This is a genomic window from Candidatus Villigracilis affinis (assembly GCF_016705895.1).
GTDB classification, from domain to species: Bacteria; Chloroflexota; Anaerolineae; order Anaerolineales; family Villigracilaceae; genus Villigracilis; species Villigracilis affinis.
The window spans coordinates 276,861-290,199 of record NZ_JADJKT010000037.1; the positions used below are offsets into that span (position 1 = coordinate 276,861).

Here is a 13,339-nt window from a genome sequence, read left to right on the forward strand (position 1 = left end):
TGCGAGGGCCGGCCTTGTAGCGTTTCACGTGGAAGATACCCAAATAGGGGGGGATGGCTTAGGAGGAATTGCCCAAATTGGAGTAGGCGGTGGCGTCGTCGGGCTTGAGTTCGATGGCTTTGCGATAGGCGGCTTCGGCTTCGTCGTAGCGTTTCAGTAACCGAGGAGATTACCCAAATTGTAGTAGGCGGTGGCGTAGTCGGGGTTGAGTTCGATGGCTTTGCGATAGGCGGCTTCGGCTTCGTCGTAGCGTTTCAGGTTCTTCAGCAAGATACCCAAATTGGAGTAGGCGGTGGCGTCGTCGGGATTGAGTTCGATGGCTTTGCGATAGGCGGCTTCGGCTTCGTCGTAGCGTTTCAGGTCTTAAATACCCAAGGGGGGGTCGGTTGGGGGGGGGGGGGGGCTGCTGTGGGGTTGGTGTGGGTGCGGGGTGTTTGGCTGTGGGGGGGGGGGGGGGGCTCGTCAGGTGTTCAAAAGGCGAATTTTTCCATCGGTCAAGATTCGGAATACAGGTCGTGTAGGATGGGGCGAGAGCTTGAATCGTAGTTCTGAAGTCAAATCCCTCCATCATCAACGGCACGATATTTCTTTTCAAATCCATCGCGGTTTCGATCTCACGGCGCAGCCAGTCGTTGGGCTCGCTGCATCGTTCCAACGCTGAGGAGGAGAGCACAAGCACAAAATGTGCGCGCGCTGCGATGTTTTCGAGAATGGCTTTTGCAAAATTCCCGCTGTCTATGCTTTGATAGTCAAAGAAAGCATCGTAGCCATTCTGAGTCAAATATTGATAGACAGCCAGTGCTGTATAAAAATTTGTTCGCCTGTAACTGATGAAAACGGTCTTTTCAATGCGCCCCATGTGCGGCTCCTGTTTGGTTGGGGAGAGGTTTTCAAAATTATACTCCACACCACATGGGTGGTCTCGATACGGCGACGCAAGAACGTCGTCACCTACTCGACCACCGAATTATGACCTGTGACTTTATATTCGGCATTGACTAGACAACTTTCCTAAAGTACAATCGCGCCGTTTTTGGAGATAAACGCACATGTCCATTCACCGTTTTGTAGTCCGTTTTGAACATCATGACCCCCGCTCAGCGGGGATGCTTTCCGATGCAAGAGCGTTGGGGTATGACAACTTGCAAAGAATCGAGTGTCAGGATCTCTACTTTATCGAGGGCCAATTGTCGCAGGAAGAAATGCAGCAGTTGGCCCTCAAACTTTTAAGCGACCCCGTCACACAAACCATTTCATGGGATGAAAACCCGAATCTGACTCCGCCCGCAGCTGATTCAGTTATTCTCGAAGTTTCCCTTCGCCCCGGCGTGACCGACCCCGTCGCCGCCGAAATTGTCCGCGCCGCACATGAGATTGGATTAAGCGGAGTCCACCGTGCCGCTACGGGTTCAAGGTTTCAGGTTACAGGTTTGAATGTTGGGCAGGTTGAACGGTTGGCAAAAACATTATTGGCAAATCCAGTCATCCAACACTGGAAGCTCGGCAGCATCGAACCATCCTTCCCTGAAGAAGTCGAATCAAGCGGACAAGTCGAAACCATCGCCATCCGCAACCTGAGCGATGACGAACTCCTCGCCCTCTCCAAAGACCGCCGCGCCGCATTGGACTTGGCGGAGATGCAAGCCATCCGCGCCTACTGTCAAAAAGAAAACCGCGACCTAACCGACGTCGAATTCGAAACCATCGCGCAGACGTGGAGTGAGCATTGCGTTCACAAAACATTCAAGGCAAAAGTGACATTTGATGATGGGAAAGTCATTGACTCCATTATCAAGACCTACCTCAAATCCGCCACCGACAAGATCAACGCCCCCTGGGTCATCTCCGCTTTCGTCGACAACGCAGGCATCATTGACTTCGACGACGAATTCGAAATTTCCTTCAAAGCCGAAACCCACAACCATCCCTCTGCCATCGAACCCTTCGGCGGCGCGAACACCGGCGTTGGCGGAGTCATCCGCGATATTCTCGGCGTCTCTGCCAAACCGATCGCCAACACCGATGTGCTCTGCTTCGGCAAACAAAACGTCTCCTTCGATGAACTACCCGAAGGCGTGCTCCACCCCAAACGCATCATGAGCGGAGTCGTCGCAGGCGTGCAGGATTATGGCAACAAGATCGGCATTCCCACCGTCAACGGCGCGATTCTTTTTGACGAAGGTTATGCCGCCAATCCGCTCGTCTTTTGCGGATGTGTCGGCATCGCCCCGAAGGGACTGCACCGCAAGACTCCCCAAGTCGGTGACCGAGTCATTGTCCTCGGCGGGCGCACGGGACGTGACGGCTTGCGCGGCGCGACCTTCTCTTCCATGACGATGGATGCGCAGACAGGTGAAGTCGCTGGCGCATCCGTTCAGATCGGTGACCCCATCGTCGAAAAAGGACTCATCGACGTCATCACCCGCGCGAGAGATCTGCGCTTGTACAACGACATCACCGACTGTGGCGCAGGCGGCTTGTCCTCTGCGGTTGGAGAAATGGCATCCAATATTGGCTGTGACGTTGAACTGAAAAAAGTCAAACTCAAATACCCTGGTCTCGCCCCGTGGGAGATCTGGCTCTCCGAAGCACAAGAACGCATGGTCTTAGCCGTTGCACCTGAGAACATCCCTGCCCTGCAAGAACTCTGTGACACCTTCGACACCGAACTCACCGACATCGGCGAAATCACAGGCAAGCATCGTCTCATCGTCCGCTATAACGGCAATCCCGTCGTGGACATGGATAACGAATTTTTGCATGAAGGTATTCCGCAAAGACAGTTAAATGCGATAATCGATAATTCGATACTCGACGAACGAATATCGAATATCGATTCCCGAATATCGAATATCGATACAAAACAAACTCTGCTCTCCCTCCTCTCCCATCCCAACATCGCCAGCAAATCTTCCGTCATTCGCATCTACGACCACGAGATTCAAGGCGGCACAGTCGTCAAGCCACTCACGGGCGTCGAAGCAGACGCTCCTTCCGATGCGACGGTTCTCAAACCGATTGGCACGAAGGGCATGAAAGGTATCGTCCTCTCGAACGGCATCAATCCTGAATACGGCAAACGCGACGCCTATCACATGGCATTCGCCGTCATCGACGAAGCCATTCGCAACGCAGTCGCCGTCGGCGCTGACCCCGAGCGCATCGCCATTCTCGATAACTTCTGCTGGGGCGACCCGAAACGTCCCGAAACCTTAGGCTCACTCGTTGAAGCAGCCCGCGGCTGTCATGATGCGGCGCTCTTGTTCCGCACGCCCTTCATCAGCGGCAAGGACTCGCTCAACAACGAATATCTCGGCACCGATGGTCAACGTCACGCCATCCCGCCCACACTGCTCATCTCCGCGCTCGGCATCATGGACGATGTCACCAAAGCCGTCACGATGGATTTGAAAGAAGCGGGCAATGCGATATATCTCATTGGCGATTTTGCGCCCGTGTTTGGTGGTTCTCATTTTGATACAACAATCAACGAATCCATTCCGCAAGTTTCAGAAATCACACCACAGGTTTACAAAGCATTGCACAACGCCATCAACGCAAGTCTCATCCGTTCCGCACATGATCTCTCCGAAGGCGGATTGGCTGTCGCCGCCGCGGAGATGTGCATTGGCGGGCGCTTGGGGCTGGATATAAACCCCGCCTCTCTCTACCCGTGACCTGTTCGGCGAGACCACAGGCTGTTTGCTCGTTGAAGTTTCTCCTGCAAACATCGCCCGCTTCGAAGAGACCTTCAAAGACTTGCCATTCAAAAAACTCGGGCAAGTCATCACTGACCCTGTTCTCAAACTCAACGAAACAAACATCACTGTCGAAGCCCTCACCAAGCATTCAACACACCCTCTAATATAAATTAACAAACTTATGAAACCACAAGCCCTCATCCTCCAAGCCCACGGCACCAACCGCGATTACGACGTCGCCGAAGCATTGACTCTCGCTGGCGCAGACCCACACCCTGTTCCGCTCAATGACCTCCGCGCTGGCAAAAAACACTTCGCCGATTATCAAATGCTCGTCGTCGCGGGCGGATTTTCCTACGCAGACTCACTCGGTGCAGGCAAACTCCTTGCGCTCGACCTGAACTCCTATTTCAATGAAGAGATATCCGCTTTTGTTGAATCAGGCAAACCTGTGATTGGCATTTGCAATGGGTTTCAGGCGTTGGTCAAATCTGGGATTTTGCCAGGGGAAAAGAAAGAGGAAAGAAGAAAGAATGAATCGGGCGCAACTCTCACCTTCAATGCAGAAGGTCACTTCGAATGTCGTTGGGTGAATCTTGCTCCCGTTTCTCAAACCTGCATTTGGACAAAAGGTTTGGAAGACACGATCGCCTGTCCCATTGCACATGGTGAAGGCAATTTTCAAATATCCAAATCCTTTCCTCTTTCGTCTTTCATCGCCAACGACCAAGTCGCCCTCACCTACATCCACGCGGACGGCTCGCCTGCGAACGGCGATTACCCCATCAACCCGAACGGCTCCATTCTCGACATCGCTGGCATCTGCAACCCGCAAGGCAACGTGCTCGGACTCATGCCCCACCCTGAAAATCACATTCATCCCTATCAACATCCGCAATGGACGCGTGGCGTGAAAGGCAACAGTGGATTGGTCTTGTTTGAAAATGGCGTGAAATACGCCAAGGATTTCGCATGATCGCAAAAGAAGAAATAATCAAATTACTACCGCAGCATTCGGCGAAACAAATCTTCCGCTTCCCAATAAGCAGACAGGCAAAGTCCGTGAGTGGTATGACCTACCCGATGGCAAACGACTCATCGTCACCACGGACAGACTCTCGGCGTTCGACCGCATTCTCGCCAAAGTCCCATACAAGGGACAGGTGCTCAATCAACTCTCCGCATGGTGGTTCGAGCAGACAAAAGACATCATCGCCAATCATCTGCTCTCTGTTCCCGACCCGAATGTTTCGATCGTCACCACCGTTCAGCCACTCCCCATCGAAGTCATCGTGCGCGGATACATCACAGGCGTCACGTCCACGGCGTTGTGGTATCGCTACTCCATCGGCGAGCGAAATATCTACGGCTATGACTTCCCCGAAGGCTTGAAAAAGAATCAAGCCTTGCCCGAGCCGATCATCACCCCCACCACCAAAGGCGGCGAGACGGGGCACGACGAACGCCTGACCTGCGCCGAAGTGACCGAAAAAGGTTTGCTCGACGAAAAGACTTGGAATCAAGTTCAAGCCGCCGCGCTCGCCATCTTCAAACGCGGACAAGAAGTTGCCAACAAAGCAGGCTTGATTCTCGTGGACACCAAATACGAATTCGGCATTGCACCCGATGGCAGCGTCATGCTCATTGACGAAGTCCATACACCCGACTCATCCCGTTACTGGAAAGCGGATACCTACCAAGCAAAATTCAACGCAGGCGAAGAACCCGAAAACTTCGACAAGGAATTTGTCCGCATTGCGTATGCCGAAAAAGGCTATCGCGGCGATGGCGAAATCCCATCCATGCCGAATGAACTTGTGGGCAGCCGCCAGTGAACGCTACATCACCATCTACGAAATGCTCACGGGCAAAACCTTTGAAGCGGGCGCATATCCCATCGAAGAACGCCTGCTCAAAAATCTGAAAGAGTTGCTATGACCCAACCACTCATTGCCATCATCATGGGTTCCAAGTCTGATTGGGAGACGATGGAACATGCTACAAAAACGCTCGACCAACTAAACATTCCCTACGAAGTCAAAATCGTTTCGGCACATCGCACGCCTGACCTGCTGTTTCAATTTGCAGAGTCCGCTCACGAGCGCGGCATTGAAGTCATCATTGCGGGTGCGGGCGGCGCGGCGCATCTGCCTGGCATGACCGCCGCGAAAACGCATCTGCCTGTGCTGGGTGTGCCTGTCCAATCGAAGGCGCTCAACGGCATGGACTCGCTGCTCTCCATCGTGCAAATGCCCGCGGGCGTTCCCGTTGGCACGCTGGCTATCGGTCGCGCGGGCGCGGTCAATGCGGCGTTGCTGGCGGCGTCCATCGTTGCCAACAAGCACAGCGAATATCTCGCCGCCCTGCTCGCCTATCGCGCCGCGCAAACCCAATCCGTTTTGGATAACCCCGACCCGCGAGAGACTCACGAATGACGAACATCGGCATTTTGGGAGCAGGTCAACTGGGACGCATGCTCGCCCTGGCTGGATACCCACTCGGACATCGCTTCCGCTTCCTAGACCCCGCTTCGGACTCACCCGCAGGCTTGCTCGCTGACCATCTGGCATTGGGCTACGCGGACACATCCGCTCTCGAGCAGTTTGCAAATGGATTGGATGTAGTCACCTACGAGTTTGAGAACGTCCCTGTGGAGGCGGCGAGACATTTGGAAAAATTTGTCCCTGTGTATCCGCCGTCATTGGCATTGGAAAAAGCACAAGACCGCTTCGTTGAGAAATCTTTTTTTCAAGAGTTGGGAATACCCACTCCCAAATTCACAATCGATCTCAATTCTTCGTTTAGCTTTCCTGCTGTGTTGAAGACTCGTCGCATGGGGTATGACGGGAAGGGGCAAAGCATTGTCCATTCGCAAGCGGAAGTAGCGGCTGAAAAAGCAGTCGATTGTATTTTGGAAGAGTTTGTTTCCTTTGACCGTGAACTTTCCATTATTGCTGTGCGGAATAAATCAGGTGAGACGAAGTTTTATCCGTTGATCGAGAATCATCATCGCGATGGGATTTTGCGGTTGTCGTTGGTGATTGGGAATGTCTCGGCAGAGTTGCAAGCGCAAGCAGAAGAATATGCAACACGAGTCATGTCTGCGTTGAATTATGTTGGGGTGCTGACGATTGAGTTCTTCGAGAAGGACGGTCAATTGCTGGCGAATGAAATGGCGCCGCGTGTTCACAACAGCGGGCATTGGACGATCGAAGGGGCGATCACGTCTCAGTTCGAGAATCAGGTTCGGGCGGTGTGTGATGCGCCGCTTGGGAGCACGAATCCGCTTGGGGTGTGTGCCATGGTCAATTTGGTGGGAACGCTTCCAGACGAGACATCCATCTTGAAAATTGAGGGAGCGCATTTGCATCTGTACGACAAGGCGCCGAGACCGAAACGCAAGTTGGGGCACATTACGTTGGTTGAAAAAGATGTTGCGACGTTGAACGAAAAACTGGATGAGATAAGGAAGTTGTATGCTGAATTTTAGTGAGTCGCCGAAGGAAGAATGCGGCGTGATCGGGATCTTCGCGCCGAATGAAGATGTGGCGCGCATGACGTTCTTTGGTTTGTATGCCTTGCAGCATCGCGGACAGGAAGCCGCGGGCATGGCGGTGGCGGATGGTCAGACGATGTCGATGCACAAGGGCGTGGGATTTGTGTCGCATGTTTTTACGCCCAATGTGATGGCAGATTTGAAGGGACATTACGCGATTGGGCACACGCGCTATTCAACAACAGGATCATCGTCGTTGCGCAATGCGCAGCCGTTCATGATCGAGACCATCAATGGTCCGCTGGCGTTGGCGCATAATGGCAACTTGGTCAATTCTGCTGAGTTGCGACAGGAGTTGATGCAACAGGGCGTCGGGTTTTCATCGTCGTCGGATACTGAAGTGATGACGATGATGCTGGCGCGCAACGGCGGCGCGACGTGGGAAGAGCGCATCAAGACAGCGATGAAGAAATGGGTTGGTGCGTATTCGTTGGTGATATTGACGCGCGATTGTGTGTATGCGGTGCGCGACCCGTGGGGATTTCGTCCGCTGTGTATTGGGATGCTGCCAAGCGGCGGACATGCCGTCGCTTCGGAGACGGGTGCATTGCAGACGTTGGGCTGCGAAGCCATCCGCGATGTGAAGCCTGGCGAAGTGGTTTCGTTATCGAATAATGCGTTGAAGGTGATGCAGGCGGTGAAGCCAGAACAGCCTTCGGCGATGTGTGTGTTTGAGCATATTTATTTTGCAAGACCCGATCAGACTTGGGATGGGATCAACGTCCATCATGTGCGGCAGAGATTGGGGGAAGAGTTGGCACGAGAAGTTGCAAGCGGACTTGGGGATGGAAAAGGACGATTTGCGGATGTGGTCATCCCTGTGCCTGATTCGTCAGTCCCTGCGGCGATCGGGTTTTCACATGTGAGTGGGATTCCGTACAACGATGGCTTTATCAAGAACAGATATGTTGGAAGAACATTTATTGAACCAACGGATTCGCTCCGCAAGCGCGGTGTGGCGTTGAAGTTCAATGTGATTAATGAGAATGTCCGCGATAAGCGGGTGGTGATGATCGACGACAGCATTGTGCGCGGCAATACGACAGGTCCGCTGATCAAGTTGTTGAAGAATGCAGGCGCAAAGGAAGTGCATGTGGCAATTACCTGCCCGCCGATTGCGCATCCATGCTTCATGGGCGTGGACATGGGCAGGCACGAAGATTTGATCGCTCACAAACGCACAGTGGAGGAAATCCGCGAATATGTCGGTGCGGACAGTTTGTATTATCTCTCCGTGGATGGCATGATGAAAGCAGTGCAACGCAAGGATGGATTTTGTCAGGCGTGTTTTACGGGGCAATATCCCATCCCTGTGGATTTGATGTCTGTAAAAACAGGCTTTGAAAGAGGGACGAAATAATGAATGTGTTGGTCATTGGTTCGGGCGGGCGGGAACATGCGATTGTGTGGAAGGTCAGTCAATCGCCGAAGTTGACGAAGTTATATGCGTTGCCTGGCAACCCAGGGACAGCGGAATTGGCAGAGAACGTCAACGGAATATCTGTGGATGACCACACGGCTGTCGCTTCGTTTTGCAAAGATAAACAGATTGACTTAGTCATTGTCGGTCCCGAAGCACCATTGGCGGCGGGGTTGGTGGACTCGCTTTCAGCGGAGGGAATCCGCTGCTTCGGACCGAGTCAAGCCGCGGCGCAGATCGAAGCGTCGAAGTCCTTTGCCAAGGATTTCATGGCAAGGCACAACATCCCAACCGCGAAGTATGCGACCTTTTCCAATTACGATGAAGCCGTTCGTTATTTGCAATCCGTTGATTATCCAATCGTCATCAAGGCATCAGGACTGGCAGCAGGCAAAGGCGTGATCTTGCCTGAAACGGATGAAGAGGCGAAGTCTACGCTTGAAGATATTTTGGTGAAGAAAGTGTTTGGCGAAGCGGGCGCGGAAGTGGTGATCGAAGAACGAATGACGGGGCAGGAAGTATCGTTGATGGCGTTCACGGATGGAACATCCGTTGTGCCAATGTTGCCCGCGCAAGACCACAAACGATTGCTGGATGGCGATCAAGGATTGAACACGGGCGGCATGGGTGCGTATGCGCCTGCGCCGATCTTTACATCTGAGATGATGAACGAAGCGATTGAAAAAGTTTTGAAGCCCGCCGTAAACGGAATGAGAAGTGAAGGCAATCCATTCGTTGGGGTGCTGTATGCAGGCTTGATGCTCACGCCGAACGGCATCCGCACATTGGAGTTCAATTGTCGTTTCGGCGATCCTGAAACGCAGGTGGTACTTCCGCTGTTGGAAACAGATTTGGTTGAAATCGCCGCAGCCTGTGCGGATGGAAATTTAGCCAACATCAATATTCAATGGAAAAACAATGCGGCGGTCTGTGTGGTGCTGGCAAGCAAAGGCTACCCCGAAAAAGTGGAAAGCGGCAAAGTCGTAACCATCGAGAAACTCCCCGATGATATGGTTTGTTTTCACGCAGGCACGAAAACGGAAAACGGAAATCTCATCACGTCAGGTGGACGTGTGTTCGGTCTGACCGCGTGGGCAGAAGATATTGCCAGTGCAGTCAAGAAAGTTTATGCAAACATTGACAAGGTCACATTCGATGGAATGCAATATCGCAAAGACATCGCCCACCGCGCATTGGAAGGTGCCAAATGACAAACTCTTATGCTTCTTCAGGCGTTGATATCGATGCAGGCAATCGCGCCGTTGAGTTGATGAAAGATTCGGTCAAAGCCACCTACAACGAATCCGTGCTCGCGGGCATCGGTTCGTTCGGCGGTCTCTTCGATGCCTCCGCGCTCAAGCAAATGGACAGCCCCGTGCTCGTCGCGTCCACCGATGGCGTTGGCACCAAGGTCAAACTCGCCGCGTCGGTCGGTCGTTATCGCGGCATCGGTCACGACATCGTCAATCACTGCATCAACGACATTCTCGTGCAAGGCGCGCGTCCGCTTTTTTTCATGGATTACTTCGCCACCTCAAAATTGAATCCCGAACAAACCGCGGATGTGGTGACAGGCATCGCCGAAGCCTGCAAAGAGTCGGGCATCGCATTGCTCGGCGGTGAGACGGCGGAAATGCCTGGCGTGTATCGTGATGGAGAATTTGACGTGGCTGGCACGATCGTCGGCGTATTGGAACGCTCCCGCCTCCTCCCCCGCCCGAACCTGCTCGCTGGTGACCTGATCCTTGGTCTCCCCTCCAGCGGACCGCACACCAACGGCTACTCGCTCATCCGCAAAGTCTTCGAAGGCGCAGACTTGGAATCCGTTCACCCCGAACTCGGTTGCTCACTCGCAGACGCATTGCTTGCTCCGCATCGTTCGTATTTCAATGCACTCTATCCGCATCTCGACAAAGTCAAAGCCTTGGCACATCTCACTGGCGGTGGATTCATCGAAAACATTCCGCGCATCTTGCCAGAAAACTTGAGCGCAGTTATTAATTTGAATTCATGGCAAGTCCCACCGTTGTGGAAGTTGATCCAAGAAAAAGGCAATATCTCCACCGAAGAAATGTACCGCGTCTTCAACATGGGCATCGGCATGGTCGCCATCGTGGACAAATCCATTGCCAGCGATTTGCAATCATCCATATCAGAACCTACCTTCATCATCGGTGAATTGATCGATGGTGAACAAAAAGTTATTTTGAAATAAAGGAATCATCATGAAAGACCTCACCCTCCGCTACGGAACAAACCCCAATCAATCGCCCGCCCGCGTCTATATGCAAGATGGCAGTGACTTGCCCATCACCGTCCTTGGCGGTTCGCCAGGCTACATCAATTTGCTGGACGCGCTCAACGCGTGGCAACTGGTTCGGGAGCTGAAGCAGGTCATCGGTCAGCCTGCGGCGGCTTCGTTCAAACATGTCAGCCCATCGGGAGCCGCCGTCGCCGTCCCGTTGACCGACATCCTCAAGAAAATCTACTTCGTGGACGACATGGAACTCTCGCCGCTCGCCACCGCCTACGCCCGCGCCCGCGGCGTGGACAGGATGTCATCGTTCGGCGATTTCATTGCGTTATCAGATACAGTAGATGTACCGACTGCAAAACTGATCTCGCGCGAAGTATCCGATGGCGTGATCGCGCCCGCGTATGAACCTGAAGCGCTGGAGATTTTGAAGAAAAAGAAGCAAGGCAAATATGCCGTGGTGCAAATTGACCCTGCCTACGAACCGCAGTTGACCGAGACGCGCCAGGTCTTCGGCGTGAGCATGGAACAGCGCCGCAACGACCGCATTGTGACCCGCGAAGATTTTGCCAACATCGTGACGAAGAAAAAAGACCTGCCCGAATCTGCGGTGCGCGATATGTTCATCGCATGGATCACGCTCAAGTTCACGCAGTCCAATTCCGTTTGCTATGTGACCGATGGACAGACCATCGGCGTCGGCGCGGGACAGCAATCGCGTGTGCATTGTGCCCGTCTCGCTGGCTCCAAAGCGGACTTGTGGCGTCTGCGCCAGCATCCATCCGTTCTCGCGCTTCCATTCAAGGAAGGCGTCAAACGCCCCGACCGCGACAACGCCATTGACCAGTTCCTGCAACCCGATGTCACCGACGAAGAGAAAAAGAATTGGGTGAATGTCTTCACTGAAATTCCAAAGCAACTGACCGCCGAAGAACGCCGCGCATGGCTCGACGGTCTCACCGATGTCACGCTCGGCTCCGACGCCTTCTTCCCCTTCCGCGACTCGATTGACCGCGCCGCCAAGAGCGGAGTGAAATACGTCCTGCAACCTGGCGGCTCCAACCGCGACGAAGATGTCATCGCCGCCTGCGACGAATACGGCATGACCATGGTCTTCTCAGGTTTGCGATTCTTTCATCACTAATATGACTGCGCGTTTGGTTGTCCTCATCTCTGGCAATGGCTCCAACTTACAAGCCATCCTCGACGCCTGTGCATCAGGTGAACTTCCCGCTTCTGTAGTTTGCGTCATCTCCAACAAAGCGGATGCCTACGGACTTGTCCGCGCCAAAAATGCAGGAGTCGAAGCCGTCCACTTCGCAAAACTTTCAACCGAGACTCGCCAAGAATACGACCAACGACTAGCCGACTATGTGACCACCAAACAACCCGACTACATCATCCTCGCTGGCTGGATGCGGATTCTTTCCTCTTCCTTTCTTTCCTCTTTCCCGAACAAAGTCATCAACCTCCACCCCGCCCTGCCCGATACCTTCCCTGGCACACACGCCATCGAACGCGCCTTCGAAGCCTATCAACGCGGCGAGATCGATCACACAGGCGTCATGGTTCACCTCGTCCCCGATGAAGGCGTGGACAACGGTCCCGTGCTGGCAACGGAAATTGTCTCGATCGATAAAGAAGATACGCTTGAAACACTCGAAGCACGAGTTCATCAAACCGAACATGTTTTATTAGTCAACACGCTCAAGAAAATTCTTGAAGAAAAAGTAACAAGGAGTTATTAAATGCCTACCGCCATCCTCTCCGTCCACAACAAAACTGGACTCGTCGAATTCGCCCAGGGACTCGCCTCCCTCGGCTGGACTCTGCTCGCCTCTGGCGGGACAGCCAAACTGCTGCGCGACAAGAACATCCCCGTCACCGAAGTCGCGGACTACACCAAGTCGCCCGAAATCCTTGGCGGACGGGTCAAGACTCTCCACCCCGCCATCCACGGCGGACTCCTCGCCCGCCCCACCGACGAAGACCACCAGCAACTCCTCAACCTCGGCTGGGATTACATTGACCTCGTCGCGGTCAATCTCTATCCCTTCGAAGAGACCATCGCCAAGCCCAATGTCACCTACGCTGACGCCATCGAAAACATCGACATCGGCGGCGTGACCCTCATCCGCGCCGCGGCGAAGAACCACGAACGTGTTACCCTTATCTGCGACCCAGCCGATTACAATTCTGTTCTCGATGAAATCCGCGCTGGTGGCATATCCGCTCAAACCCGCACCAAACTTGCCATCAAAGGCTTTGCTTCCACTGCGCATTACGATACCGCCATCCACGCCTACTTGAATAAATAAAGTTGATTTTCAAGCGTAAGGGCGACCCGTCCTGCAAAATCAGAATCCTTTGATTAGCAGTGGCGGGTCGCCCCTACATTACAACCAAGG

Annotated in this window: 13 protein-coding genes and 3 pseudogenes; 12 read left to right on the forward strand and 4 right to left on the reverse strand. The window is 53.5% G+C overall.

The window, feature by feature from the left end:
- Window positions 1-58: 58 nt before the first annotated feature.
- The 4 genes and pseudogenes from IPI86_RS20015 to IPI86_RS20030 form a co-directional block, all read right to left on the reverse strand.
- On the reverse strand, window positions 59-157 hold the full coding sequence (locus IPI86_RS20015; protein WP_345299927.1) for a tetratricopeptide repeat protein: 99 nt from the start codon (window positions 155-157) through the stop codon (window positions 59-61).
- Window positions 154-216, reverse strand: a complete 63-nt coding sequence (locus tag IPI86_RS20020; RefSeq protein ID WP_345299928.1) for a hypothetical protein — start codon at window positions 214-216, stop codon at window positions 154-156. The genes IPI86_RS20015 and IPI86_RS20020 overlap by 4 nt, the downstream gene beginning before the upstream one ends.
- Window position 217: 1 nt before the next feature.
- Window positions 218-300: pseudogene (locus IPI86_RS20025) on the reverse strand (tetratricopeptide repeat protein); the annotation flags it as partial.
- Between the two features lie 6 nt (window positions 301-306).
- Window positions 307-360: pseudogene (locus IPI86_RS20030) on the reverse strand (hypothetical protein); the annotation flags it as partial.
- Window positions 361-1,049: 689 nt separating this feature from the next.
- Here IPI86_RS20030 and purL point away from each other — a divergent pair.
- The 12 genes and pseudogenes from purL to IPI86_RS20090 all read left to right on the forward strand — a co-directional run bounded on the left by purL (window position 1,050) and on the right by IPI86_RS20090 (window position 13,249).
- The gene (gene purL, locus IPI86_RS20035) at window positions 1,050-3,677 is read left to right on the forward strand and encodes a phosphoribosylformylglycinamidine synthase subunit PurL (protein WP_345299787.1); all 2,628 of its coding nucleotides are present in this window, start codon (window positions 1,050-1,052) and stop codon (window positions 3,675-3,677) included.
- A 25-nt stretch (window positions 3,678-3,702) separates the two neighbouring features.
- Window positions 3,703-3,870, forward strand: coding sequence for a hypothetical protein (locus IPI86_RS20040; protein ID WP_345299788.1), 168 nt, complete (start codon window positions 3,703-3,705; stop codon window positions 3,868-3,870).
- 12 nt (window positions 3,871-3,882) lie between these two features.
- Window positions 3,883-4,677, forward strand: coding sequence for a phosphoribosylformylglycinamidine synthase I (purQ, locus tag IPI86_RS20045; protein ID WP_345299789.1), 795 nt, complete (start codon window positions 3,883-3,885; stop codon window positions 4,675-4,677).
- Between the two features lie 22 nt (window positions 4,678-4,699).
- Window positions 4,700-5,639 (forward strand): annotated as a pseudogene (locus IPI86_RS20050) (phosphoribosylaminoimidazolesuccinocarboxamide synthase).
- The gene (purE, locus tag IPI86_RS20055; protein ID WP_345299790.1) at window positions 5,636-6,136 is read left to right on the forward strand and encodes a 5-(carboxyamino)imidazole ribonucleotide mutase; all 501 of its coding nucleotides are present in this window, start codon (window positions 5,636-5,638) and stop codon (window positions 6,134-6,136) included. The pseudogene IPI86_RS20050 and the gene purE overlap by 4 nt, the downstream one beginning before the upstream one ends.
- Window positions 6,133-7,191, forward strand: coding sequence for a 5-(carboxyamino)imidazole ribonucleotide synthase (locus tag IPI86_RS20060; RefSeq protein ID WP_345299791.1), 1,059 nt, complete (start codon window positions 6,133-6,135; stop codon window positions 7,189-7,191). The genes purE and IPI86_RS20060 overlap by 4 nt, the downstream gene beginning before the upstream one ends.
- On the forward strand, window positions 7,178-8,617 hold the full coding sequence (purF, locus tag IPI86_RS20065; protein ID WP_345299792.1) for an amidophosphoribosyltransferase: 1,440 nt from the start codon (window positions 7,178-7,180) through the stop codon (window positions 8,615-8,617). The genes IPI86_RS20060 and purF overlap by 14 nt, the downstream gene beginning before the upstream one ends.
- Complete coding sequence (gene purD / locus IPI86_RS20070) at window positions 8,617-9,888, forward strand: phosphoribosylamine--glycine ligase (RefSeq protein ID WP_345299793.1); 1,272 nt, start codon at window positions 8,617-8,619, stop codon at window positions 9,886-9,888. Before purF ends, purD begins: the two co-directional genes overlap by 1 nt.
- Window positions 9,885-10,892, forward strand: a complete 1,008-nt coding sequence (gene purM / locus IPI86_RS20075; RefSeq protein ID WP_345299794.1) for a phosphoribosylformylglycinamidine cyclo-ligase — start codon at window positions 9,885-9,887, stop codon at window positions 10,890-10,892. Before purD ends, purM begins: the two co-directional genes overlap by 4 nt.
- 10 nt (window positions 10,893-10,902) lie before the next feature.
- Window positions 10,903-12,075: a phosphoribosylaminoimidazolecarboxamide formyltransferase gene (locus IPI86_RS20080; RefSeq protein ID WP_345299795.1), complete on the forward strand. Its 1,173-nt coding sequence runs from the start codon at window positions 10,903-10,905 to the stop codon at window positions 12,073-12,075.
- A gap of 1 nt (window position 12,076) precedes the next feature.
- Window positions 12,077-12,679 carry a phosphoribosylglycinamide formyltransferase gene (gene purN / locus IPI86_RS20085; protein ID WP_345299796.1) on the forward strand — a complete coding sequence of 201 codons (603 nt, stop codon included), beginning with the start codon at window positions 12,077-12,079 and terminating at the stop codon, window positions 12,677-12,679.
- Entirely contained in the window at window positions 12,680-13,249 is a 570-nt protein-coding gene (locus IPI86_RS20090; protein WP_345299797.1) for a hypothetical protein, read from the forward strand.
- The last annotated feature ends 90 nt before the right edge of the window (window positions 13,250-13,339 follow it).

Coding starts and splice junctions, on each gene's coding strand:
- purD (WP_345299793.1), top strand. CDS start 8,617: ATGAATGTGTTGGTCATTGGTTCGGGCGGGCGGGAACATGCGATTGTG.
- purN (WP_345299796.1), top strand. CDS start 12,077: ATGACTGCGCGTTTGGTTGTCCTCATCTCTGGCAATGGCTCCAACTTA.
- purF (WP_345299792.1), top strand. CDS start 7,178: ATGCTGAATTTTAGTGAGTCGCCGAAGGAAGAATGCGGCGTGATCGGG.
- purQ (WP_345299789.1), top strand. CDS start 3,883: ATGAAACCACAAGCCCTCATCCTCCAAGCCCACGGCACCAACCGCGAT.
- IPI86_RS20090 (WP_345299797.1), top strand. CDS start 12,680: ATGCCTACCGCCATCCTCTCCGTCCACAACAAAACTGGACTCGTCGAA.
- IPI86_RS20060 (WP_345299791.1), top strand. CDS start 6,133: ATGACGAACATCGGCATTTTGGGAGCAGGTCAACTGGGACGCATGCTC.
- IPI86_RS20080 (WP_345299795.1), top strand. CDS start 10,903: ATGAAAGACCTCACCCTCCGCTACGGAACAAACCCCAATCAATCGCCC.
- purE (WP_345299790.1), top strand. CDS start 5,636: ATGACCCAACCACTCATTGCCATCATCATGGGTTCCAAGTCTGATTGG.
- purL (WP_345299787.1), top strand. CDS start 1,050: ATGTCCATTCACCGTTTTGTAGTCCGTTTTGAACATCATGACCCCCGC.
- purM (WP_345299794.1), top strand. CDS start 9,885: ATGACAAACTCTTATGCTTCTTCAGGCGTTGATATCGATGCAGGCAAT.